Raw genomic sequence first — 23,772 nt, 5'->3', positions numbered from 1 at the left:
TTAGGTCCGCTTCTCCGAAAGGAAAAGCTTAGGCGTACTTCTTGATCACTTCGTCGGCGACGTGCTGCGGCACCGGCTCGTAGTGGTCGTATTGCATCGTGAACTGGGCGCGGCCCTGCGACATGCCGCGCAGCGTGTTCACATAGCCGAACATGTTGGCCAGGGGCACGAAGGCGTTCACGACGGTGGCGTTGCCGCGCATGTCCTGACCCTGGATCATGCCGCGACGGCCGTTCAGGTCGCCGATGACCGAGCCGAGGTATTCCTCGGGGGTCACGACCTCGACCGCCATGATCGGCTCGAGCAGCTTGGGCGCGCCCTTTTCCTTCAGTTCGCGGAAGGCGGCGCGGGCCGCGATTTCGAACGCCAGCACGCTGGAGTCGACGTCGTGGTACTTGCCGTCCGTCAGGGTCGCCTTGAAGTCGATCAGCGGGAAGCCGGCCAGCAGACCCGAGTCCTTGATGGAGTTCAGGCCCTTTTCGACGCCCGGGATATATTCCTTGGGCACCGCGCCGCCGACGATCGAGTTCTCGAACACGAAGCCCGAGCCCGGCTCGCCGGGTTCGAAGGTGATCATGACGCGGGCGAACTGGCCCGTACCGCCGGTCTGCTTCTTGTGGGTGTAGTCGATGTCGACCTTGCGGCCCAGGGATTCACGATAGGCGACCTGCGGCGCGCCGATGGTGGCCTCGACCTTGTAGGTGCGCTTCAGGATGTCGATCTTGATGTCCAGGTGAAGCTCGCCCATGCCCTTCAGGATGGTCTGGCCCGACTCGTGGTCGGTCGAGACGGTGAAGGACGGATCTTCCGAAGCCAGCTTGGCCAGGGCGACGCCCAGCTTCTCCTGGTCGGCCTTGGTCTTGGGCTCGACCGAGATCTCGATGACCGGGGCCGGGAATTCCATCTTCTCGAGGATGACGGGCGACTTCAGCGGATCGCACAGGGTGTCCCCGGTGCGGGTTTCCTTCAGGCCGGCCAGGGCGACGATGTCGCCGGCGAAGGCTTCCTTGACGTCTTCGCGGTTGTTCGAGTGCATCTGCAGCATCCGGCCGACGCGCTCTTTCTTGTCGCGGCTGGAGTTCAGCAGGCTCATGCCCGTTTCCATCTTGCCCGAATACAGGCGGCAGAAGGTCAGCGAACCGACGAAGGGGTCGTCCATGATCTTGAAGGCCAGAACCGACAGGGGCTCGTCATCCGAGGCCTTGCGGGTGATCGGCTCTTCCGTCTTGAAGTCGATGCCCGGCGTCGGCGGGATGTCCAGCGGCGACGGCAGATAGTCGACAACGGCGTCCAGCAGGGTCTGCACGCCCTTGTTCTTGAAGGCCGAGCCGCACAGGATCGGATAGAAGGCGCCGGTCAGCACGGCCTTACGGATGCACTTCTTCAGCACTTCGACCGAGGGCTCGACGCCATCCAGATACGCCTGCATGGCTTCGTCGTCGAGTTCGACGGCGTTGTCGATCAGGTACTGGCGGGCTTCATTGGCCTTGTCGACCAGGTCCGCCGGAATCTCGCCGACGGTGAAGTTGGCGCCCAGGGCGTCGTTGTCCCAGACGACGGAGCGCATCTCGACGATGTCGACCAAGCCGGACAGGGTGTTTTCCGAACCGATCGGGAACTGGATCGGCACAGCCTTGGCGCCCAGGCGGTCGCGGATCGACTGGACCGAGGCGTCGAAGTCGGCGCCGATCTTGTCCATCTTGTTGACGAAGACGATGCGCGGCACCGAATATTTGTCGGCCTGGCGCCAGACGGTTTCGGTCTGCGGCTCAACGCCGGCGTTGCCATCCAGCACGGTCACGGCGCCGTCGAGGACGCGCAGCGAACGCTCGACTTCAATGGTGAAGTCCACGTGGCCGGGGGTGTCGATGATGTTCAGGCGCTTGCCCTGCCAGAAGGCGGTCGTCGCGGCCGAAGTGATCGTGATGCCGCGTTCCTGCTCCTGGTCCATCCAGTCCATGGTCGCGGCGCCGTCGTGGACTTCGCCGATCTTGTGGTTCTTGCCGGTGTAATAGAGAATCCGCTCGGTCGTCGTCGTCTTGCCCGCGTCGATGTGGGCCATGATGCCGAAGTTGCGGTAGTCCTCGAGCTTGTGGGTACGAGCCATGAAAACGTGCCTTAGAAGTAGGTCTAGGACGCTTTTGGCGCCCTCGGGATGATCGTCGATGCAGCGGATAAGCGAGCGCGGGCGATTTAGCTCAAACCGCCCGCGCCGGATAGTCTTAGATAGGAACCGCCCATTACCTTTGAAAGGGAGACGGTTTTAAGACGCTTACCAGCGATAGTGGCTGAAGGCGCGGTTCGCCTCGGCCATCTTGTGGGTGTCTTCGCGCTTTTTGACCGCGGTGCCGCGGTTGTTCGAGGCGTCCAGCAGCTCGGCCGCCAGCTTTTCGGTCATGGTGTTTTCACCGCGCTTGCGCGCAGCGTTGACCAGCCAGCGGATGGCCAGGGCGCGACGACGGTCCGGACGGACCTCGACCGGCACCTGATAGGTGGCGCCGCCGACGCGACGCGAACGGACTTCGACCGACGGAGCGACGTTGTCCAGGGCGGCGTGGAAGGTGGCGACCGGCTCCTGGTCTTTCTTCTTGTCGGCCAGGATGTCGAAGGCGCCGTACACGATGTTTTCGGCGACGGCCTTCTTACCTTCGTACATGACGTAGTTCATGAACTTGGTGACGATCAGGTCCCCGAACTTGGGATCCGGCAGAACTTCGCGCTTCTGGGCGCGGTGACGACGCGACATGGAGTATTCCTTGCAGTGCCCGGCGCTCGCCGGGAAGATCTCGAAAAGGCCTCCGGGCGCAAAGGCCCGGATGCGAATGGCTTACTTCGGACGCTTGGCGCCGTAGTGCGAACGACGCTGCTTGCGGTCCTTGACGCCTTGCGTGTCGAGCACGCCGCGCAGGATGTGGTAGCGAACGCCGGGCAAGTCCTTCACGCGGCCGCCGCGGATCAGAACAACCGAGTGTTCCTGAAGGTTGTGGCCTTCACCGGGGATGTAGCAAACGGCTTCGTAGCCGTTCTTGGCCAGACGGACCTTGGCGACCTTACGCAGAGCCGAGTTCGGCTTCTTCGGGGTCGTGGTGTAGACGCGGGTGCAGACGCCGCGACGCTGGGGCGAACCCTCCAGAGCCGGCACCTTGTTACGGGTGGGCTTGGGCTTGCGCGGCTTGCGGATCAGCTGGTTGATCGTAGGCATTCGAAACTTATCTCGACTTCTGATGGAGGCGTGTGTCTTTCGACCGAAGCGCCTCTCGCCTTCTTGTGAACGGGGGACCATCCCCTCGCCCGGGTGTCATCGAGACTGAGAGCATGACCCCGAACAGTCCCTTGGTTCGCTCCGGCGCACCGGAAAACACAAAGGGCCGGAACGCGCGCTTTGGGCGTTCCGGCGGGCACAGCCCGTCCGTTCAATTGTCACGATCTCAGCGACCGGCGAACCGGCCACGCCTCGAAAGTGGGCGGCTTCTACGCGGGACGGGGAGATTGGTCAAGGGCGGCGGGCGCCGGCCGCCCCTCGACGACCGACTGACACAGCCAAGACGCGAACAAACCCAACCTGCGCCCGAAAGCGGCCACGCTTGCAGCCCAGCCTCATTTTCGGGCGATGGGGGATCAGGATGCGGACCGAGGGCGACTGGCCGGCGAGAGGGCGAAGGGCGGGGCTGGTGGTCGCCTCGATGGGCCTGAATGCGGGCCTGATCGCGCTTCTGTCCATCACCGACACCCGCCCCGGCCGTCCCGGCCCTTCGGCCGCCGCGCCCCTGTATCTCTATATCGAACCGCGCCCGCGCCTGGCGCAGGAGCGCGCGCCCGTCCGGGCCGTGGCGGCGTCCCACACGGGTGTGCAAGGCGTCGTGGAGGACGCGGACGGTGTCCCGCGCCCCGACAGCCGCCCCGACAGCAGCATGAAGCCGTCCCCCCCTGCCCCCACCCCGGCGCCCCGCGGCGCCATCGATTCGCGCTGGCGAATCGGCCCCGTCGCGCCAACGCGGGGTCTGCCCCTGTCCTGCGAGGAGCCGAACAGGCTGTCGGTCGAGATGCGTCGCTACTGCGACGACCGGGCGCGACGATTCGCGGGGACGGCGCGGCCCATCGCCGGCTCGGGCGACGCCGAACGCGACGCCGTCTTCGCCCGGCACGGCGCGCGGCGATTGGCCGCCTGGGAAGACCGGCGCGCTGAACCGAAGCGCGGCGATCCGCCTTGCGAGACGCCCCACCCGGTCGCAGGGTGCGAAGGCGTCAATATCGAAGTCGAACTCTTCTCTTCGCGGGACGGTCTCCTGCCCAATCTGCGAAAGCGTCGTGAATGAGCGTGTCCGCCCTGCCCCGTCCAAACCCCCGGCGTCCCGACTGGCGCAAGGCGGGCTTGGCGACGGCGTCCGTCGCCATCAACACCGCCCTGATCGCCGCCCTGTCCTTAACGGCCCTGGGAATCGAGGGGCGCGACATCGTGGCCGCGCCGCCGCCGATCTATCTGGACATCGAACCCCGCCCCCTGCTGCCCGATGAGCGGCCGCGCGTCCCGACCGTGACCCGACCGGAGGTCGCGCCCGTCGCCGCCGCGGCCTCGAACGCCTCGCCCGCCCCATCGGTGCGGGCGCCCGAGACGGAGGCCCTGCCCCGGCCCGCGCCTCTGCGTCCCCGTCTCGCCGCCCCGGCCCCGCCCGGCGCGCCGCCGCCGGCCGACGTCTGGCGGGTCGATCCCGCCAACCGTTCCGGGGCCATGGCGCGGTCGCTGCGCCAGGGCCTGCCCGGCTGCGCCTCGCCCGACCTGTTGAACGACGCCGAACGTCGCCATTGCCGCGACGAGTTCGCCCGGCGCGGCGAGAACGCCGCCCCGATCACCGGCTCAGGCAACCCCCAGCGCGACGCCGCCTTCGCCCGCGAGGGCGCGCGCCGTCTGGCGGAGTGGGAAGCCAAGCGCCGGCCCCTGTCCGGCGGCGTGGGCGTGGTCGGTCCGGCGGACTGCGTCGGTTCGAACTTTGGTACAGGCTGCGCGGGCGCTCAGTTGAACCCTTCGCTCGCCCCGGATTCCAGCCGCAACGTCCAGACCCGTCGTGACGGCCATCGCGCCGGCGGCGTCCCGATCACGCCCGGCGCCTCCGCCCCGATGGAACGCTGGAAGGACTGAACGAAAAAGGGCGGCGCCGTCGCCGGCGCCGCCCCTCTTTATTTCATCACTTCCAAGCCCGGAGATCAGCCTTCGCTGCTCTCCAGCTCCAGTTGCAGATCGGCCGGCAGCGGCTCGATCGCGTCTTCGCGGGCTTGCGTCAGCTCTGCGTCGCGATCATTGGCGATCTTCTGCAGGGCCCGCAGATAGGCGCCCGTACCGGCCGGTATCAGGCGGCCGACGATGACGTTTTCCTTCAGGCCTTCCAGCATGTCCTTCTTGCCGTGGACCGAGGCGTCGGTGAGGACGCGGGTGGTCTCCTGGAAGGACGCCGCCGAGATGAAGCTGCGGGTCTGCAGCGACGCCTTGGTGATGCCCAGCAGGACGGGCTGGGTGGTGGCGATCCGGCCCCCACGCTTCTCGACCTTCTCGTTCTCGAGCACGGCTTCAGCCACTTCGACGGTGTCGCCGCGGATCAGGGTGGTTTCACCCGAATCCAGGACTTCGACCTTCTGCAGCATCTGACGGACGATGACTTCGATGTGCTTGTCGTTGATCGGCACGCCCTGCAGTCGATAGACCTCCTGCACTTCGTTCACCAGATACTCGGCCAGCGCCTCGACGCCCTGGATGCGCAGCAGATCGTGCGGATCCGGGTTGCCGTCGATGATGTAGTCGCCCTTCTGGATCAGATCGCCGTCGTGGACGGAGATATGCTTGCCCTTCGGGATCAGGAACTCGACCGGTTCGCCCTGCACGCCGTCGGCGTTGACTTCCGGCGTGATCTTGATGCGGCGCTTATTCTTGTAGTCGCGACCGAATTCGACGCGACCATCCATCTCGGCGATGACCGCGCAGTCCTTGGGACGGCGCGCTTCGAACAGTTCGGCGACGCGCGGCAGACCGCCGGTGATGTCGCGGGTCTTGGCGCCTTCGGTCGGGACGCGGGCGATGATCTCGCCCGGCTTGACCTCGTCGCCGTTCGACACGGACAGAACCGCGCCCACGGGCAGCAGGTAACGGGCGTCAGAGCCCGAGGCCAGCTTGGCGTAGGCGTCGCCCAGGGTGACGCCCATGGCCGGACGCAGGTCCGAACCACGCGGGCTGGCGCGCCAGTCGCTGACGACGCGCTGGGCGATGCCCGTCGCTTCGTCGGTTTCTTCCTTGACCGACAGGCCTTCGACCAGATCCTCGAAGCGGATCAGGCCGCCGACTTCCGTCAGGATCGGGGTGGTGTAGGGGTCCCACTCGGCCAGACGTTGGTTCTTCTTGACCTCGCTGCCTTCCTTGACCCGGATCCGGGCGCCGTAAGGCGCCTTGTGGGTCTCGCGATCCTTGCCGTCCACGACCACGGTCACGATGACGTTGCGGCTCATCGCCACCAGGTCGCCGTGGGCGGCGGTAACGGTCGGGCCGGTGATCTTGGCCACGCCGGCGTTGGTCGCCTCCATGAAGGAGGTTTCCGCCACCTGAGCCGTACCGCCGATGTGGAAGGTCCGCATCGTCAGCTGGGTGCCCGGCTCGCCGATCGACTGGGCGGCGATGACGCCGACCGCTTCACCGATGTTGACGTTGGTGCCGCGCGCCAGGTCACGCCCGTAGCAGTGGGCGCAGATGCCGGCTTCCGCCTCGCAGGTCAGGGCCGAACGGACCTTGACCGACTGGACGCCGGCGGCGTCCACGGCCTCGACCACTTCTTCCACCAGATAGGTGTCGGCGGGGAACAGGACCGTATCCGTGCCCGGCTCCTTGATGTCCTCGGCCGCATAGCGACCCAGGATGCGGGCGCCCAGCGAGACCAGGACGTCGCCGCCTTCCATGACCGCGCGCAGCGTGATGCCGCGCGTCGAGCCGCAGTCGTCCTCGGTGACGATCGAGTCCTGCGCCACGTCCACCAGACGACGGGTCAGATAACCCGAGTTGGCGGTCTTCAGCGCGGTGTCGGCCAGACCCTTACGGGCGCCGTGGGTGGAATTGAAGTATTCAAGGACGGTCAGGCCTTCCTTGAAGTTCGAGGTGATCGGCGTCTCGATGATCTCGCCGGAGGGCTTGGCCATCAGGCCGCGCATGCCGCCCAGCTGCTTCATCTGCGCCTGCGAACCCCGGGCGCCGGAGTTGGCCATCATGAAGACCGAGTTGATGTCGGGGTTTTCACCCTCGATCAGCACGCGCGGCTGCGCGATCTCGCCCATCATGGCGTCGGCGATCCGGTCCGTGGCCTTGGCCCAGGCGTCAACGACCTTGTTGTACTTCTCGCCGCGCGTGATCAGGCCGTCGGCATACTGTTGCTCGTACTCCTCCACCTGGGTGCGGGTTTCGGCGACCAGTTCGGCCTTCTTCGCCGGAATGACGATGTCGTCCTTGCCGAACGAAATGCCGGCCTTGGCGGCCTCGCGGAAGCCCAGGCCCATCATCTGGTCGGCGAAGATGACCGTCGCCTTCTGACCACAGTGGCGATAGACCACGTCGATCAGATTGCCGATTTCCTTCTTGGTCAGGTTCTTCTCGAGCAGGCGATAGCCGACGTTCGGATTGCGCGGCAGCAGGGCGCCCAGCTTCATCCGGCCCGGCGTGGTGTCGATGACCTTGGTCACCTCCTTGCCTTCGGCGTCCTGTTCCGTCCAGCGCGCCTTGATGCGGCTGTGCAGGGTCACGACCTTGGCGTCCAGCGCCGCGTCGATCTCGCCCATATTGGCGAACAGCTTGCCTTCACCCGGTTCGCCGTCCTTGACCAGCGACAGATAGTACAGACCCAGGACGATGTCCTGCGACGGCACGATGATCGGCTTGCCGTTGGCGGGCGACAGGATGTTGTTGGTCGACATCATCAGGACGCGCGCTTCCAACTGGGCCTCGAGGCTCAGCGGGACGTGCACGGCCATCTGGTCGCCGTCGAAGTCGGCGTTGAACGCGGTACAGACCAGCGGGTGCAGACGGATCGCCTTGCCCTCGATCAGCTTGGGTTCGAACGCCTGGATTCCCAGACGGTGAAGCGTCGGCGCGCGGTTCAGCAGGACCGGGTGTTCACGGATGACCTCGTCCAGGATGTCCCAGACGGCGGGCTGTTCGCGTTCGACCATGCGCTTGGACTGTTTGACGGTGCCCGACAGGCCCTTGGCGTCAAGGCGCGCGTAGATGAACGGCTTGAACAGCTCCAGCGCCATCTTCTTGGGCAGGCCGCACTCGTGCAGCTTCAGTTCCGGACCCACGGTGATGACCGAACGGCCCGAATAGTCGACGCGCTTGCCCAGAAGGTTCTGACGGAAGCGGCCCTGCTTGCCCTTCAGCATGTCGGCCAGCGACTTCAGCGGACGCTTGTTGGCGCCCGTGATCACCCGGCCGCGACGGCCGTTGTCGAACAGCGCATCGACGGACTCTTGCAGCATCCGCTTTTCGTTGCGGATGATGATGTCCGGCGCCCGCAGCTCCATCAGGCGCTTCAGGCGGTTGTTGCGGTTGATGACGCGGCGATACAGGTCGTTCAGGTCGGAGGTCGCGAAACGACCGCCGTCCAGCGGCACCAGCGGACGCAGTTCCGGCGGGATGACCGGCACGATGGTCAGGATCATCCACTCGGGCTTGTTGCCCGATTCCAGGAAGGCCTCGATCAGCTTCAGGCGCTTGGACGCCTTCTTGGCCTTCATTTCCGACGGGCTGTCGGCCAGCTCGCCGCGGTGCTTTTCAGCCTCGGCGTGCAGGTCGATGCCCATCAGCAGGTTGCGGACGGCCTCGGCGCCGATCTCGGCGGTGAAGCCGTCATCGCCGAATTCTTCCTGATAGCGATAGAACTCGTCTTCCGTCAGCAGCTGGTTCTGCTTCAGCGGGGTCAGGCCCGGCTCGGTGACGATATAGTTCTCGAAATACAGGACGCGTTCCACGTCCTTCAGCGCCATGTCCAGCATCAGCGAGATGCGTGACGGCAGCGACTTCAGGAACCAGATGTGGGCGACCGGGGCGGCCAGGTCGATGTGACCCATGCGCTCGCGACGAACGCGGGCCAGGGTGACTTCGACGCCGCACTTCTCGCAGATAATGCCCTTGTACTTCATGCGCTTGTACTTGCCGCACAGGCATTCGTAGTCCTTGGTCGGGCCAAAGATACGGGCGCAGAACAGGCCGTCACGCTCGGGCTTGAACGTGCGATAGTTGATGGTTTCCGGCTTCTTGATCTCGCCGAACGACCACGACCGGATCTTCTCCGGCGAGGCCAGGGCGATCTTGATCTGGTCGAAGGTCGGAGTGACCGGGACCGGGTTGAAGATGTTCAGGACTTCCTGGTTCATCTTGGTTCCTTGCTGCGGCTAGAGCCGCGAAAATTATTCAGAGGGAGAAAGCGAAGCCGTAAGTCGTGAGCCGTGAATCGTGAGGGCTGAACCCAATCACGACTCACGATTCACCCATCACGCCTCAGCTGTTCTCCAGCTCCACGTTCAGACCCAGCGAACGCATTTCCTTGATGAGCACGTTGAAGCTCTCGGGAATGCCGGCCTCGAAGCTGTCGTCGCCGCGGACGATGGCCTCGTAGACCTTGGTCCGGCCGGCCACGTCGTCGGACTTCACCGTCAGCATCTCTTGCAGGGTGTAGGCGGCGCCGTAGGCTTCCAGAGCCCAGACCTCCATCTCCCCGAAGCGCTGACCGCCGAACTGCGCCTTACCGCCCAGCGGTTGCTGGGTGACGAGCGAGTACGGGCCGATCGAACGGGCGTGGATCTTGTCGTCGACCAAGTGGTGCAGCTTCAGCATGTAGATGTAGCCGACCGTGACCGGACGCTTGAACTGCTCGCCGGTCTGACCGTCGTACAGGATCGACTGGGCCGTCTTGCTCAGGCCGGCTTCCTCGAGCAGGCGCTCGATATCGCCGATGTGCGCGCCGTCGAAGACCGGGGTCGCGAAGGGCACGCCCTTGGACAGGTTCTTCGCCAGCTCGATCAGTTCTTCCTCATCCTGCGGCAACGGGGTTTCCGGGCCGTAGATATGCGTCAGACGGTCGATCAGGGCCTGCTTCTGACCACCCTGCTGCCAGGCTTCCAGCAGACCGGAGATCTGCTTGCCCAGGCCGGCGGCGGCCCAACCCAGGTGGGTTTCGAAGATCTGACCGATGTTCATGCGCGAAGGCACGCCCAGCGGGTTCAGAACGACGTCCACGTGCGTGCCGTCTTCCAGGTGCGGCATGTCCTCGATCGGCAGGATCTTGGAGATGACGCCCTTGTTGCCGTGACGGCCGGCCATCTTGTCACCGGGCTGAAGCTTGCGCTTCACGGCCACGAAGACCTTGACCATCTTCATCACGCCGGGGGGCAGTTCGTCGCCGCGTTGCAGCTTCTCGACCTTGTCTTCGAAACGACGGTCCAATTGCTTACGCGCGTCCTCGAACTGGCGCTTCATCGCTTCCAGCTCGCCCATGGCCTTCTCGTCGTCCAGGGCGATCTGCCACCACAGACCACGGCTGACCTCGGCCAGCTTCTCTTCGGTCAGCTCGCCGCGACCGATGCCCTTCGGGCCCGAGACGGCGTTCTTGCCCAGGATCAGCGGCTTCAGGCGGCCATAGACGTTGCGCTCAAGGATCTTGAGCTCATCGTCGCGGTCCTTGCCCAGACGTTCGATCTCGGCGCGTTCGATCGCCATGGCGCGCTCGTCCTTGTCGACGCCATGACGGTTGAAGACGCGAACATCCACGATCGTGCCGGCGACGCCGGGCGGCAGGCGCAGGCTGGTGTCACGGACGTCCGAAGCCTTCTCGCCGAAGATGGCGCGCAGCAGCTTCTCTTCCGGGGTCATCGGGCTTTCGCCCTTCGGCGTCACCTTGCCGACCAGGATATCGCCCGGCTGGACTTCGGCGCCGATGGCCACGATGCCGGCTTCGTCGAGGTTGCGCAGGGCTTCTTCGCCGACGTTGGGGATGTCGCGGGTGATTTCTTCCGGGCCCAACTTCGTGTCACGCGCCATCACTTCGAACTCTTCGAGGTGGATGGAGGTGAAGACGTCGTCGCGCACGATGCGCTCCGAGATCAGGATGGAGTCTTCGAAGTTGTAGCCGTTCCAGGGCATGAAGGCGACGAGGGCGTTGCGGCCCAGGGCCAGTTCACCCAGGTCCGTCGACGGGCCGTCGGCGATGACGTCGCCGGCCTTGACCTGGTCGCCCACGCGCACGATCGGGCGCTGGTTGATGCAGGTCGACTGGTTCGAACGCTGGAACTTCGACAAGCGATAGATATCGACGCCCGAACGGGCGGCGTCCACTTCGCCGGTGGCGCGCACGACGATCCGGGTGCCGTCGATCTGTTCGACGACGCCTTCACGACGGGCCACCACGACGGCGCCGGAGTCCACGGCCACGACCGCTTCCATACCGGTGCCGACCAGCGGCGCGTCCGACTGCACCAGAGGCACGGCCTGACGTTGCATGTTCGCGCCCATCAGGGCCCGGTTGGCGTCATCGTTTTCCAGGAAGGGGATCAGGGCGGCGGCGACCGAAACGACCTGTTTCGGCGACACGTCCATCATGTCCACGGCGTCGCGGTTCAGCAGCTGGGATTCGCCGTTGATCCGGCCGGGGACCAGGTCCTCGACGATGACGCCGTTCTTCAGTTCGATGTTGGCCTGGGCGATCGTGTATTTCGACTCTTCCATGGCCGAGATGTAGACCACCTCGTTCTGGGCCACGCCGTCCTTCACGCGACGATACGGGCTCTCGATGAAGCCGTACTTGTTGACGCGCGCGTGGGTGGCCAGCGAGTTGATCAGGCCGATGTTCGGGCCTTCCGGCGTTTCGATCGGACAGATGCGGCCGTAGTGGGTCGGGTGGACGTCGCGGACTTCGAAGCCCGCGCGCTCACGCGTCAGACCGCCCGGGCCAAGCGCCGAAAGGCGACGCTTGTGGGTGATTTCCGACAGCGGGTTCGTCTGGTCCATGAACTGCGACAGCTGCGACGAACCGAAGAACTCGCGAACCGCAGCGGCGGCCGGCTTGGCGTTGATCAGGTCGTGCGGCATGACCGTGTCGATATCGACCGAGGACATGCGCTCCTTGATGGCGCGCTCCATCCGCAGCAGACCGACGCGGTACTGGTTTTCCAGAAGCTCGCCGACCGAACGAACCCGGCGGTTGCCCAGGTTGTCGATGTCGTCGATCTCGCCGCGGCCGTCCTTCAGGCCGACCAGGATCTGCAGCACTTTCAGCACGTCGTCCTTGCGCAGGACGCGGATCTCGTCGGAAACCTCAGGGGTCTCCAGGCGCATGTTCATCTTGACCCGGCCGACGGCCGACAGGTCATAGCGTTCGCTGTCGAAGAACAGCGAGTTGAACATGTTGTCGGCGGCTTCCGGGGTGGGCGGCTCGCCCGGACGCATCACGCGATAGACGTCGAACAGGGCGTCCTCGCGGGTGTCGTTCTTGTCGATGCGCAGGGTGTTGCGCATGTAGGCGCCGACCGTGACGTGGTCGATGTCCAGCACTTCGATGGTGGTGAAGCCGTTTTGCTCCAGCACTTCGATGGTCGGGGCGTCCAACTCATCGCCGGCTTCGGCGAAGATCTCGCCGGTCTCGAAGTTGACGGCGTCATTGGCCAGATACTTCGTCACCAGGGCGTCGGCGGCCAGCGACAACGAGGTCGTGGTGTCGCCCAGCTTCTTGGCGGCGCGGGCGCTGATCTTCTGGCCGGCTTGCGCGATCACTTCGCCGGTGTCGGCGTCGACCAGGTCGAACTCCGGCTTCACACCGCGCCAACGCTCGGCCTTGTACGGCGTGACCCAGCCCTCGCCGCGCTTCTCGTAAGGCACGGTCTCGTAGAAGGTCTTCAGGATTTCTTCGCCGTCCATACCCAGACCCATCAGGAAGGTCGTGGCCGGCAGCTTGCGGCGGCGGTCGATGCGGACATAGACCACGTCCTTGGCGTCGAACTCGAAGTCGAGCCACGAACCGCGATACGGGATCACGCGGGCGGCGAACAGCAGCTTGCCCGAGCTGTGCGTCTTGCCCTTGTCGTGGTCGAAGAAGACGCCCGGCGAACGGTGCATCTGCGACACGATCACGCGCTCGGTGCCGTTGACGATGAAGGTGCCCTTGTCCGTCATGAGCGGGATGTCGCCCATGTAGACGTCCTGCTCCTTGATGTCCTTGACCGAACGGGCTCCCGTTTCCTCGTCGGTCTCGAACACGATCAGGCGCAGCTTGACCTTCAGCGGCGCGGCATAGGTCATGTCGCGCTGAATGCACTCCTCGACGTCGTACTTCGGCTCTTCGAACTCGTACGAGACGTATTCCAGGATGGCGCGTTCGTTGAAGTCCTTGATCGGGAACACCGACTTGAAGACCGCCTCGATGCCCTGCTCCTTGCGCTGGCCCGGACGGACCTCGCGTTGCAGGAACTGTTCGTAGGAGGCTCGCTGGACCTCGATCAGGTTCGGCATCGCGACCGCTTCGGGGATGCGCCCGAAGGATTTGCGGATGCGCTTCTTGCCGGTGAACGAAGTGGCGGAAGCGATCTGACCGTTGATGGCGAGATCGTGGGCGACGTCAGTCATTCAGTGTTTCCCATGACGCACACCCCGGGGAAGGCGCGCGTGAAATGCAGCAGCCACGGTGCGCGTTTCCGCGTCCGCAGCCAGGTTTTCGGCGTCCACCCTCGGCCCGCTGCCGGGCCAGGACGCCTGAAATGTACCGGCTCCCTGGGGAGGAGCCGCGCCTTCGCTCCGGTCGGAGGGCGACGGACCGGGCCTCGGCGCTTGCGCGCAGACTCTTTAGGAGTGTTGCGGAACGCGGACATATACTCGCTTCCACGGCGAAATAAAGACCTGGATCGCAGATTTTCGGGAACCGGACGACGGCATGGCGAAACCGCCCGATTGACAACCCCTGCGACCGCCGCATGATCGTTTCAGGGGAGCCCGAACCATGCACAGACGCCTTACGATCCTGGCCGCCGCCCTTCTGCTGTCCGGCTGCCTGTCGATGAACGTCCCGGAGGACGCCTTCTTCTATCCCGACACCCGACTGGCGGCCGAGAAGGTCACCCTGCCCCCCGATATCCCTATGGGTTTTGAGGCCGACGTCCTCAGCCTTCCCTACTCAGGCGGAACCGTGGGCGTCACCCGCGTCCGGACCGGTCGCGCCGATGCGCCCCTGATCCTGTTCTGCGGGGGCAATATGTTCCGGCGCAGCGCCGGCGCGGGCAAGACCGCCGCCAAACTGGCCCCGTTCGGCGACGCCCTGATGTTCGACTATCCCGGCTATGGCGACACGGCGGGCCAGGCGGACTACGCGAGCTTCATGGCCGCCGGCACGGCCGTCGCCGACGCCGCCCGCGCCCAGGCCGACGCCGAGGGCCGCAAGCTGATCGCCTGGGGCCATTCCCTGGGCGGCCCCGTCTGCGCCCAGGCTGCGCAATATATGCGCGCCGACGCCCTGGTGCTGGAGACGACGACCCCGAGCACCCGCGCCGCCGTCGACACCATGGTCGGCTGGGCGCGTCCCTTCGTGCGCATCCACATCGCCCCCAATCTGAACAGCATCGACATCCCGGCCGCGCTTCTGGCCTATCCCGGCAAGGTGGTGGTGCTGGAGGCGGGTCGCGACGACACCCTGCCCGCGTCCCTCAGTCGGCGCCTGGCCCATGACCTCGAGGCCGAAGGCGTCGCCGTCGAACACCTGACCTTCCCTCAGGCCGGTCACAACGACGTCGGCAAACAGCCCGACTTCCAGCCGCGCGTTTCCGCAGCCCTGACCGGGCTCTGAACTGGACGTGCCTCACAGGGCGTCCTAGCGTCGCCTTATGACTCGCATCGCCCTGCCCCTGCTCGCCGCCCTCGCCCTATCCGCCTGCGCCTCGCGCGGCGAGCCCGTCACCTATGCCGAGACCGCCTCGGCCGCCGCCCGCGCCGCCGCTGAGGTGCAGGGCCAGGCCTCGCTCACGCCGCAACAGGCCTGGGACGCGGGCAACACCGCCTATCTGGCCTGGAACGGCGCCCGGCGCGGCTGGACCACCACCGAAAGCGGCCTGCAGTACCGTCGCGTCGGCAAGGCCCAACCGAACGGCGCCCAGCCGTCGGCGACCGACACGGTCAAGGTCCACTATCGCGGGACCTTCATCGACGGGCGCGAGTTCGACAGCTCCTACGCCCGCAACGAACCGGCCGAGTTCCCGCTGAACCGTGTCATCAAGGGCTGGACAGAGGGCGTCGCCCTGATGCGCGTCGGCGAGATCTACGAGTTCGTCATCCCCGCCTCGCTCGGCTACGGCGGTCGCTGGGTCGGCGGCGACGAACTGCCGCCCAACTCGACCCTACGCTTCTCGGTCGAACTTCTGGACGTGAAGCCGGCGGCCTGATCGGACAATCCCCCCATGGCTCCGCTTCGTTCAGACACCCTCGCATCGGCCCTGTCGCGCATCTTCGAGGGGCCGATGATCGATCGGGCCAGTTGGTTCGCCCTGACCGGAGGCGAGCGGCTGTTCGCAGCGGGGGACCCGTCCGACACCCTGTATCTGGTCCGCTCGGGCCGTCTGGGCGTCTTCCATAGCGAGCCGGATCAGCCGGTCCATCTGCTGGGCGTCGTGCGTCCCGGCGAACCGGTCGGTGAAATGGCCATGCTGGCGGGGACGCCGCACACCGCCGACGTCGTGGCCCTGCGCGACACCGAAATCCTGGCCCTGCCGCGCGAAGCCTTCTTCGAGGCCGCCCGGACCGAGCCGGACCTGATGGTCGAACTGTCGCGGCTGATGATCCACCGCGCCCGCGAGCGGGCGGGCGGCGCGGCCGAACCCAGCGTCTTCGGCTTCGTCTCGGCCCGCCCCCGTCCGATCCGCGCCTTCGTCGAACGGATCGCCGCCGCGATCCAGGCCATGGGCTTCACCTGCCGGGTCATCGATCAGTCGGCCCTGACCTCGGCCGCCGAATGGTTCAGCCGGGTCGAGGACGGCCACGACTATGTCCTCTATGTCGCCGAACAGGGCCAGCCGGCCTGGGCCGAACTGTGCGCCCGCCAGGTGGACCGGCTGTTCATCGTCGGCAGCGGCCTCCTGGCGCCGCCCGCCGACCTGCCCCGCCGGATGGGCTTCGGCGACGGCCGGCGTCTTACCGACCTGATCCTGCTGCGCGATCCACGCATGAACCAGCCGGCCAACACCCGGGTCTGGCTGAACGTGCTCCAGCCCGACCGCTGGTTCCACTGCGTCTCGGGCGTGGCGGCCGACACCGAGCGGATGGCCCGCGTCATCACCGGCACGGCCGTGGGCCTGGTTCTTTCAGGGGGCGGCGCGCGGGCCTATTGCCACATGGGGGCGATCAAGGCGCTGGAAGAGGCCAGGGTGCCCATCGACTTCGTCGGCGGCGCCTCAATGGGGGCGGTCGTCGCCGCCGGCCCGGCCCTGGGCTGGTCGTTCGAACGACTGGACTACGAGATCCGCCGCGCCTTCGTCGAGTCCGATCCCCTGTCCGACCTGGCCTTTCCCATCATCGCCATGTCCCGCGCCCGCAAGGTGGCGGGCCTGCTGGAGCGGGCCTATGGCGACATGGATCTGGCCGATCTGGCCCTGCCCTTCTTCGCCGTTTCGTCCAACCTGACCTCGGGTCGGATCGAGGTCCATCGCACCGGCCTGATGCGCCGGGCCATGCGCGCCTCCATCGCCATTCCCGGCGTGCTTCCGCCGGTGGTCATCGACGGCCAGGTGCTGGTCGATGGGGCGGTGCTGAAGAATTTCCCCACCAGCGTGATGCGCCAGCTGAACAGCGGCCCTATCATCGGCGTGGACATGTCCCAAACCCGCGGCGTCGATCCGGCCGCGCTGGAAAATCCGCCCTCCTGGTGGAAATGGGTGCTGTCAGGCGCCTGGAAGGCCGGCCCGCCCATCGTCTCCATCCTGATGCGCTCGGCGACCATCACCACCGACGCGGAGATGGATCAGTCGCGCGCCGCCGCCGACGTCCTGATCCTGCCCAAGATCGGCGGGACCGACATCCGCGACTGGAAAGCCTATGACGAGCCGGTCGCCGCAGGATACGAGGCGACCAAGGCGGCGCTGGCGGAACTGCCCTGCCCGGTGGGGCGCATCCGGCATCGCCCCGGCTCAGGGGCTATAGCAGCAGGGCCAGGACCGACAGGAGCGTAGCTGTCGCCACGGCGTTCAAGGCCATGCCCAGGCTGGCGAACGCGCCCGCCGTCGCATCGACCTGAAACGCGCGCGCCGCGCCAAATCCGTGGGCCGACACCCCGATCGCCAGACCGCGTGCGCGGAAATCCCGGATCTTCAGAGCATTGAACAAGGGGGTCGCCGTCATGGCTCCGATCACCCCGGCGATCAGCACAATGACCGCCGCCAAGGCCGGAACCCCGCCCAGTTGCTGGGCGACGGCCATCGCCACCGGGGTCGTCGTCGCCCGCGGCGCGATCGACGCCAGGATTTCACGCGGCGCGCCGAACAAGGTCAGAACACCCACCGCGCTGACCACCGCCGTCGTCGCGCCCGCCGCCAGCGCCAGGCTGATCGGAACGGCCAGCCGCCGGATCAGCGCCCGCTGCGCCCAAACCGGAACCGCCAGGCCCACGACCGCCGGTCCCAGCAGGAAGCTCAGCGCCTCAGTCGCGCTCCTGTAGGTGGCGTAGCCGGTGCGGGTGATCAGCAACAGACCGATCAGAACCGGCGTCGCCAGTAGAACCGGATGGCAAAGTGGATGCCTTTCGCTGCGACGCGACAACTGGTCAGCGCCCTCGAACACCACCAGCGTAACCGCCAGCCAGAACAGCGGCGTCGTCATCAAGGCGTTCACGACATCGCCTCCCCGCCCTCTTTGTCCCCTGCGTCTTCAGGCCCAAACCGCGTGACCGCCCACCGAAACACCAGCGCGGTCACCACCATCGTCAGAAGCGTCGAAACCGCAGTGGCCGCCAGAATACCGATCCCGTAGCGGGACAAGGGCTCGCCCTCATCAATCAGTCCGACCGCCGCTGGCACGAACATGATCGACAGGTGCGCCGTCAGCCACGCCGTCACCGCCTTCAGAGTGGGCCGCTCGCGCGGGACCAGCGCCAGCCAGCCCAGCAGCAGAACCAGACCGATAACGGACCCCGGAAGCGGCAGACCCGTCACCCTGTGGATCACCTCGCCCATCAACTGGCAGGTCATCAGAAGGGCTATGGCGGCGAGCATGGTCACAGCGGCGCGCAGACCCGCTCCAGCCAGGCCCGAACCTCGCCCTCGACCAGGGGCCCGACCTTGGCCAGGGTCTCGGCGTGATAGGCGTCGACATAGGCCCGCTCGGCCGGGGTCAGCAGCTCGACCGCGATCAGCCGCCGGTCGATCGGCGCGAAGGTCAGCTGTTCGAACCCGTGCATCGGCCGCTCGCCGCCCTCGGGAACCACGGCCGGCGTCACCACCTGCAGGGTCTCGATGCGGATGCCCCAATGGCCCTCGCGGTAATAGCCGGGCTCGTTGGACAGGATCATCCCCTCCAGCAGCGGCTGGGCCGTACCCCATTTGGCGATCCGTTGCGGCCCCTCGTGAACCCCCAGATAGGAGCCGACGCCGTGGCCGGTGCCGTGATCATAGTCCAGCCCCGCCGCCCACATCGGCGCCCGGGCGATGGCGTCCAGGGCCATGCCGCTGGTCCCCGCCGGGAAGCGGATCGTCGCCATGGCGATATGGGCCTTCAGCACCAGGGTGAACTTGTGACGCTGGTCCGCCGTCGGCTCGCCGACCGCCATTGTGCGGGTCACATCGGTCGTCCCGTCCAGATACTGGCCGCCGCCGTCGACCAGAAGCAGCGAGCCCTTTTCGATCCGGCGGATCGTGGCGCCGACCGGCTTGTAATGCGGCAGGGCGCCGTTCGGCCCGGCCCCGGCGATGGTGTCGAAGCTCAGGTCCTTCAGCGCGCCGGTCGCCTCGCGGAACCGCTCCAGCGTCTCCACCACTTCGCGCTCGTCCGGCAGTGTCTGCTGCGCCGTCGTATCGACCCAGTGCAGGAAGTTGGCCAGGGCCGCGCCGTCGCGGATATGGGCCTGGCGGCTGCCCTCGATCTCGACCGCATTCTTGGTGGCGCGAGGCAGGGCGCAGGGGTCCGCCGCCCGCACCACCGTCGCTCCCGCCTGCTCCAGCCGGTCGAAATACCAGGCGGACGAAAGGGCGGGATCGATCATGACCTTCTTGCCCGCCAGACCGTCCAGCGCCTCGGCCAGCCGCTCGGGCGCCTCCAGCTGGACGTCGTCGCCCAGCCAGGCCGGCAGCTCATTCGTCACCTTGGCCCCATCCAGGAACAGCCGCGCCCTGCCGTCGGCCTCCAGCACGGCCTGACCGATCGGCAGGGGCGAACGGATCACGTCGCCGCCGCGCACATTGAAAAGCCAGGCGATCGACATGGGGGCGGTCAGCACGACCGCGTCGGCGCCGGCGTCCGCCACGGCCTGACCGATCCGCGCCCGCTTCGCCACGTGGCTTTCGCCGGAATAGATGTCCGCGTGCGGCACCACGGGCGCGGTCGGCTGGGCCGGACGATCCGCACCCCAGGCCTGGTCCAGCGGATTGACCTCGACCGGCTTCAGCTCGGCCCCGGCCTTCTCCGCTGCCCGCTTCAGGGCGACCAGGGCGTCGGGGCTATGCAGCTTCGGATCATAGCCGATCACCTGGCCCGGCTTCGCCGTCTCCAGATAGGCGGCGACATCGTTCAGGTCGCGCCGCTCGAACAGGGCCGGATCGGTCTGGGCCTTGACCTGGACTGTATAGCGGCCGTCGGTGAACATGCTGGCCCGATCCTGGAACACCACCGCCGCCCCGGCCGAGCCGGTGAAGCCGGTGGCCCAGGCCAGCCGCTCGTTGGCGTCGGGCAGATATTCGTTCTGGTGCTCGTCCTCGTGCGGGATCAGGAAGCCGTCCAGCCCCTGCTTGGCCATCTCGGCGCGCAGCAGCGGCAGGTGTTTGGCCCCGAAGGACGGATCGGTGGTCTCATCAAAGGTCTGGCGCATCGTCTCGTCTCTCGTTCCTCAGCCCATCCGCCGCAGCACCAGGGCGCTCCAGGCGTCGTGATGGATCCGCTTCTCCAGCCGGAAGCCGCGCGACGTATAGGCCGCCGTCACCCGGCGCTCCTGGGTCCGCAACAGGCCCGACAGGATGGCGACCCCGCCCAGGCTCAACGCCATCTTGATGTCCTGCGACAGGGCCACCAGCGGCGGGGCCAGGATGTTGGCGAAGACCAGATCATAGGGCCCATGACGGCGCACCCGCTGGTCGTTCAGGCCCGAGGCGTGGACGAAGCTGGCGTGGGCCTGGTTCAGGGCGGCGTTCTCATTGGCGATCCGCACCGAGGGGGCGTCGATGTCGGTGCCGACCGCGATCCGGCTGCCCGTGCGCGCCGCCGCGATGGCCAGGACGCCCGTGCCGCAGCCGACGTCCAGCACCCGCTCGAACCGCTCGCGCTTCAGCAGATCGTCGAAGGCTTCCAGACAGCCCACCGTCGTGCCGTGGTGGCCGGTGCCGAAGGCGGCGCCGGCGTCGATCTTCAGATTGACGGCGTTGGGCGGCACCCGCCCCTCGTCATGCGCGCCATAGACGAAGAAGCGCCCGGCCCGCACCGGCGGCAGGCCCGACAGCGACATGGCCAGCCAGTCGGCGTCGGCCAGTTTCTCGACCGAAACGGTGACGGGATATTCGGCCAGGGTCGCCTTCAGCCCCTCGACCTCCTCGGCCGTGGTCGGGAAGGCGTCGATGCGCCAGATGTTGCGATCCTCGTCTTCCTCGAGGATGGAATAGGTCGCGCCTTCCAGCGTGGAATCGGCGTCGATGGCGGCGGCTGCGGCCTCTGCGCTTTCGCGCGGACCCCGGGCGATTATCTGAACTGCGGACTCGGACATTTTTCAAACACCGCTAAGATGACGAATCATTGCGATCCGGCGCATCGTCTTCCCGACGCCGCCGGGCTTTTTAACGAACCGAGGGGTCGGGGAATACATGGCCAAGTCACCGTCTACGTCTAAAACTGCGTCGCCGAAGCCGGCGACCGCCGCTTCCAAGCCTAAAGCTGCGCCGAAGTCGAGCGCCGCGAAGGCCGTCGCCGAGAAAACCGTCACGCCCAAGGCCGCCAAGCCCGCCGCCGTGAAGACCGCCGCCGCCAAACCGGCCGCTGCAAAAACACCCGCCAAGACGACCGCGCCCAAGGCCGCTGTCGCCAAGACGTCGCCGGCCAAGCCCAAGGCCGCCCCGGCCGCTAAGCCGACCGCCAAGCCGGCCGCACCCGCCGCTTCCAAGTCTGCCCCCGTGAAGGCCGCCGCGCCCAAGGCGACGACGAAGACCGCCGCCAAGGCCGCGCCGAAGACGTCTGCGCCCAAGCCCGCCTCGGCCAAGCCTGTCGCAGCCAAGGCGCCGACGCCCAAGGCTCCGGCCGCTGCGTCCAAGCCGGCTGAACCCGTCGCCGCTCCGGCGCCCAAGCCCGCCGCCGCTACAGCACCTGCTCCCGCGCCGACGCCCAAGCCGGTCGAGACGCCCAAGCCCAAGCCGGCCGCCGCGCCTGCGCCCCAGGCTGAGGAAAAGGGCTTCTTCGCCAAGCTCGGCGACATGATCTTCGGCAAGCGCTGATCACGGCTCATAAGCCTGACTGAAGTCGCCGGACGGTTCGCCCCGTCCGGCGATTTTCGTTTCAACGCAGCCGTTCCGCCAGAAAATCCACGAACACGCGCACGCGCGCCGGCATATTGGCGCCGCCGACGAAGACCGCATGGATCGGCTCCCGGTCGCCCGGATTGAAGTCCTCCAGCAACGGAATCAGCCGTCCCGCGTCGATGGCGTCGGCCACGCTGAAATTACCGACCCGCGTCACACCGACCCCGGCCACCGCCAGCTGAGTCAGGGTCTCGCCGTTGTTCGCCTCGATCGGCCCCCGCACCGTCAGGGCGTAGTCTCGACCGTCCCGGCGAAACGGCCAGACGGGCTCGGCGCGGCGGAAGTTGAAGTTCAGGCAATCATGGTCGTGCAGGTCTTCGGGAACCGTCGGCGTCCCGCGGCGGGCCAGATAGTCGGGCGAGGCGACGATGGTCCGCCCCGTGTCGCCCAACCGCCGCGCCGTCAGCGGACTGTCGGCCAGCGGCCCGAACCGGATCGCCACATCCGCCTGTCCCGCCGCCACATCGACCACGACATCGGTCAGGTTGATGTCGATCAGGATATGCGGATAGCGACGCACGAAATCCCCGAGCAGAGGCACCACATGCTGGCGTCCATGGGCCAGTGAGGCGCTAACCCGCACCCGCCCGCGCGGCGCCCCCTGATCGGCGATGCTCTGCTCGGCGTCGTCCAGGTCGGCCAGGATGCGACGCGCCGCGCCCAGATAGGTCTGGCCCTCGGCCGTCAGGGTCAGGACGCGCGTCGTGCGCAGCATCAGCCGCACCCCCAGCCGCGCCTCGATCCGGTCGACGGTCCGGCTGACCGCCGACGGGGTCAGGCCCAGGACCCGCCCGGCGGCGGAGAAACTGCCGCTTTTAGCCACGGCCACGAAGATCTCCATCTCCCGCGCCCGGTCCGCCCCATTCATTTGCATCTTTGCGTCCAGATCAAAAATCCTTGGCCCACCGCCTGCCTACCGCCGCTGAGGCGCGGCGTCCATCTGTGCCTCCGAACACAGACGAGGGATAATCATGGACTATCGGCAACTTGGATCATCGGGCCTGCGCGTACCGCTCCTCAGCTTCGGCACAGGCACTTTCGGCGGCTCCGGCCCGTTGTTCGGCGCCTGGGGCAATAGCGACGTCGGCGAGGCGCGGCGCCTGATCGACATCTGTCTGGAGGCCGGGGTCAATCTGTTCGACACCGCCGACGTCTATTCCGACGGTGCCTCGGAACAGGTTCTGGGCGAGGCGATCAAGGGCCGCCGCGACCAGGTGCTGATCTCGACCAAGACCGGCCTGCCGACCGGCGACGGTCCGGCGGACTGGGGCGTGTCGCGCGACCGTCTGATCCGCGCGGTCGAGGCCGCCCTGCGTCGTCTGGGCACGGACTATATCGACCTGCTGCAACTGCACGCTTACGACGCCTCGACCCCGGTCGAAGAGCTTCTGGCCACGCTGGACATGCTCGTGACCTCAGGCAAGGTTCGCTACACCGGCGTTTCCAACTATCCCGGCTGGGCCCTGATGAAGGCGCAAGGCATCGCCGAGCGTGACGCCCGCCCCCGGTTCATCGCCCACCAGGTCTATTACTCCCTGATCGGCCGCGCCTATGAGGCCGACCTGATGCCGCTCGGCGCCGACCAAGGCGTCGGCGCTCTTGTGTGGAGCCCGCTGGGCTGGGGTCGCCTGACCGGCAAGATCCGCCGCGATGCGCCGATCCCCGAGGGCAGCCGCCTGCACCAGACCGCCGCCTTCGCCCCGCCCGTCGAGGACGAGCACCTGTACCGCGTCGTCGAAGCCCTGGACGCCGTGGCGGCCGAGACCGGCAAGACCGTGCCCCAGATCGCCATCAACTGGCTGCTGCAACGCCCGACCGTCTCATCGGTCATCATCGGCGCCCGCAACGAGGAGCAGTTGCGCCAGAATCTGGGGGCGGTCGGCTGGCGACTGACGCCGGATCAGGTCGCGGCGCTCGACGCCGCCAGCGCCGTCCTGCCGCCCTATCCCCACACCCCCTATCGCCAGCAGGAAGGGTTCGCGCGCCTGAACCCGCCTCTGGTCTGAACGTCCCAAA

General features: G+C 66.9%; 17 protein-coding genes. 7 read left to right on the top strand and 10 right to left on the bottom strand.

Features of this window, described 5'->3' with window-relative positions; all coding sequences use genetic code 11:
- Positions 1-28 precede the first annotated feature (28 nt).
- From fusA to rpsL, 3 genes are all read right to left on the bottom strand, one after another.
- The gene (gene fusA, locus GGR11_RS01515) at positions 29-2,107 is read right to left on the bottom strand and encodes an elongation factor G (protein WP_008258868.1); all 2,079 of its coding nucleotides are present in this window, start codon (positions 2,105-2,107) and stop codon (positions 29-31) included.
- A 165-nt stretch (positions 2,108-2,272) separates the two neighbouring features.
- Positions 2,273-2,746 (bottom strand): 30S ribosomal protein S7, encoded by a 474-nt coding sequence (gene rpsG / locus GGR11_RS01510; protein ID WP_008260172.1) that lies wholly within the window; start codon positions 2,744-2,746, stop codon positions 2,273-2,275.
- Between the two features lie 81 nt (positions 2,747-2,827).
- On the bottom strand, positions 2,828-3,202 hold the full coding sequence (gene rpsL / locus GGR11_RS01505; protein ID WP_008260482.1) for a 30S ribosomal protein S12: 375 nt from the start codon (positions 3,200-3,202) through the stop codon (positions 2,828-2,830).
- A gap of 421 nt (positions 3,203-3,623) precedes the next feature.
- Here rpsL and GGR11_RS01500 point away from each other — a divergent pair, with 421 nt between their 5' ends.
- Positions 3,624-4,316, top strand: a complete 693-nt coding sequence (locus GGR11_RS01500) for a hypothetical protein (RefSeq protein WP_183195091.1) — start codon at positions 3,624-3,626, stop codon at positions 4,314-4,316.
- A complete protein-coding gene (locus GGR11_RS01495) occupies positions 4,313-5,137 on the top strand; it encodes a hypothetical protein (RefSeq protein WP_183195090.1) in 825 nt (274 codons plus the stop codon). Before GGR11_RS01500 ends, GGR11_RS01495 begins: the two co-directional genes overlap by 4 nt.
- A gap of 65 nt (positions 5,138-5,202) precedes the next feature.
- Here the strand turns inward: GGR11_RS01495 and rpoC are convergent, their stop codons facing one another.
- Both rpoC and rpoB read right to left on the bottom strand, forming a co-directional pair.
- On the bottom strand, positions 5,203-9,399 hold the full coding sequence (rpoC, locus tag GGR11_RS01490) for a DNA-directed RNA polymerase subunit beta' (RefSeq protein WP_183195088.1): 4,197 nt from the start codon (positions 9,397-9,399) through the stop codon (positions 5,203-5,205).
- Between the two features lie 124 nt (positions 9,400-9,523).
- Positions 9,524-13,639, bottom strand: coding sequence for a DNA-directed RNA polymerase subunit beta (gene rpoB / locus GGR11_RS01485; protein ID WP_183195087.1), 4,116 nt, complete (start codon positions 13,637-13,639; stop codon positions 9,524-9,526).
- A gap of 370 nt (positions 13,640-14,009) precedes the next feature.
- On the opposite strand from rpoB, the gene GGR11_RS01480 reads away from it, so the two are divergent.
- The 3 genes from GGR11_RS01480 to GGR11_RS01470 are packed head-to-tail and all read left to right on the top strand — an operon-like array spanning position 14,010 to position 17,220.
- The gene (locus tag GGR11_RS01480; protein WP_183195085.1) at positions 14,010-14,849 is read left to right on the top strand and encodes an alpha/beta hydrolase; all 840 of its coding nucleotides are present in this window, start codon (positions 14,010-14,012) and stop codon (positions 14,847-14,849) included.
- A gap of 37 nt (positions 14,850-14,886) precedes the next feature.
- Entirely contained in the window at positions 14,887-15,441 is a 555-nt protein-coding gene (locus GGR11_RS01475; protein ID WP_183195084.1) for an FKBP-type peptidyl-prolyl cis-trans isomerase, read from the top strand.
- A 15-nt stretch (positions 15,442-15,456) separates the two neighbouring features.
- Complete coding sequence (locus GGR11_RS01470; RefSeq protein WP_183195082.1) at positions 15,457-17,220, top strand: patatin-like phospholipase family protein; 1,764 nt, start codon at positions 15,457-15,459, stop codon at positions 17,218-17,220.
- On the opposite strand, the gene GGR11_RS01465 is transcribed toward GGR11_RS01470, so the two are convergent.
- The 4 genes from GGR11_RS01465 to GGR11_RS01450 are packed head-to-tail and all read right to left on the bottom strand — an operon-like array spanning position 17,186 to position 20,951.
- The gene (locus GGR11_RS01465; RefSeq protein WP_008258778.1) at positions 17,186-17,878 is read right to left on the bottom strand and encodes an LrgB family protein; all 693 of its coding nucleotides are present in this window, start codon (positions 17,876-17,878) and stop codon (positions 17,186-17,188) included. The two genes, GGR11_RS01470 and GGR11_RS01465, sit on opposite strands and share 35 nt — an antisense overlap.
- Complete coding sequence (locus GGR11_RS01460; protein ID WP_008259560.1) at positions 17,875-18,258, bottom strand: CidA/LrgA family protein; 384 nt, start codon at positions 18,256-18,258, stop codon at positions 17,875-17,877. Before GGR11_RS01460 ends, GGR11_RS01465 begins: the two co-directional genes overlap by 4 nt.
- 2 nt (positions 18,259-18,260) lie before the next feature.
- Positions 18,261-20,066, bottom strand: a complete 1,806-nt coding sequence (locus GGR11_RS01455) for an aminopeptidase P family protein (protein ID WP_183195080.1) — start codon at positions 20,064-20,066, stop codon at positions 18,261-18,263.
- 18 nt (positions 20,067-20,084) lie between these two features.
- Entirely contained in the window at positions 20,085-20,951 is an 867-nt protein-coding gene (locus GGR11_RS01450) for a 50S ribosomal protein L11 methyltransferase (protein WP_183195078.1), read from the bottom strand.
- Between the two features lie 97 nt (positions 20,952-21,048).
- On the opposite strand from GGR11_RS01450, the gene GGR11_RS01440 reads away from it, so the two are divergent.
- Complete coding sequence (locus GGR11_RS01440) at positions 21,049-21,672, top strand: hypothetical protein (protein ID WP_221205067.1); 624 nt, start codon at positions 21,049-21,051, stop codon at positions 21,670-21,672.
- Positions 21,673-21,733: 61 nt separating this feature from the next.
- Here the strand turns inward: GGR11_RS01440 and GGR11_RS01435 are convergent, their stop codons facing one another.
- On the bottom strand, positions 21,734-22,630 hold the full coding sequence (locus GGR11_RS01435; RefSeq protein ID WP_221205066.1) for a LysR family transcriptional regulator: 897 nt from the start codon (positions 22,628-22,630) through the stop codon (positions 21,734-21,736).
- Between the two features lie 97 nt (positions 22,631-22,727).
- Here GGR11_RS01435 and GGR11_RS01430 point away from each other — a divergent pair, with 97 nt between their 5' ends.
- Positions 22,728-23,762, top strand: coding sequence for an aldo/keto reductase (locus GGR11_RS01430; RefSeq protein WP_183195073.1), 1,035 nt, complete (start codon positions 22,728-22,730; stop codon positions 23,760-23,762).
- Positions 23,763-23,772 lie beyond the last annotated feature (10 nt).

It is taken from the genome of Brevundimonas mediterranea (genome assembly GCF_014196125.1).
In the GTDB taxonomy this organism is placed as follows: Bacteria; Pseudomonadota; Alphaproteobacteria; order Caulobacterales; family Caulobacteraceae; genus Brevundimonas; species Brevundimonas mediterranea.
The sequence above is the reverse complement of the archived record's forward strand: the minus strand, read 5'-3'. Positions and strand labels throughout refer to the sequence as shown.

Coding starts and splice junctions, on each gene's coding strand:
- GGR11_RS01475 (WP_183195084.1), top strand. CDS start 14,887: ATGACTCGCATCGCCCTGCCCCTGCTCGCCGCCCTCGCCCTATCCGCC.
- rpoC (WP_183195088.1), bottom strand. CDS start 9,399: ATGAACCAGGAAGTCCTGAACATCTTCAACCCGGTCCCGGTCACTCCG.
- rpoB (WP_183195087.1), bottom strand. CDS start 13,639: ATGACTGACGTCGCCCACGATCTCGCCATCAACGGTCAGATCGCTTCC.
- GGR11_RS01460 (WP_008259560.1), bottom strand. CDS start 18,258: ATGCTCGCCGCCATAGCCCTTCTGATGACCTGCCAGTTGATGGGCGAG.
- GGR11_RS01450 (WP_183195078.1), bottom strand. CDS start 20,951: ATGTCCGAGTCCGCAGTTCAGATAATCGCCCGGGGTCCGCGCGAAAGC.
- GGR11_RS01480 (WP_183195085.1), top strand. CDS start 14,010: ATGCACAGACGCCTTACGATCCTGGCCGCCGCCCTTCTGCTGTCCGGC.
- fusA (WP_008258868.1), bottom strand. CDS start 2,107: ATGGCTCGTACCCACAAGCTCGAGGACTACCGCAACTTCGGCATCATG.
- GGR11_RS01495 (WP_183195090.1), top strand. CDS start 4,313: ATGAGCGTGTCCGCCCTGCCCCGTCCAAACCCCCGGCGTCCCGACTGG.
- GGR11_RS01470 (WP_183195082.1), top strand. CDS start 15,457: ATGGCTCCGCTTCGTTCAGACACCCTCGCATCGGCCCTGTCGCGCATC.
- rpsG (WP_008260172.1), bottom strand. CDS start 2,746: ATGTCGCGTCGTCACCGCGCCCAGAAGCGCGAAGTTCTGCCGGATCCC.
- GGR11_RS01440 (WP_221205067.1), top strand. CDS start 21,049: ATGGCCAAGTCACCGTCTACGTCTAAAACTGCGTCGCCGAAGCCGGCG.
- GGR11_RS01500 (WP_183195091.1), top strand. CDS start 3,624: ATGCGGACCGAGGGCGACTGGCCGGCGAGAGGGCGAAGGGCGGGGCTG.
- GGR11_RS01455 (WP_183195080.1), bottom strand. CDS start 20,066: ATGCGCCAGACCTTTGATGAGACCACCGATCCGTCCTTCGGGGCCAAA.
- GGR11_RS01435 (WP_221205066.1), bottom strand. CDS start 22,630: ATGCAAATGAATGGGGCGGACCGGGCGCGGGAGATGGAGATCTTCGTG.
- GGR11_RS01430 (WP_183195073.1), top strand. CDS start 22,728: ATGGACTATCGGCAACTTGGATCATCGGGCCTGCGCGTACCGCTCCTC.
- rpsL (WP_008260482.1), bottom strand. CDS start 3,202: ATGCCTACGATCAACCAGCTGATCCGCAAGCCGCGCAAGCCCAAGCCC.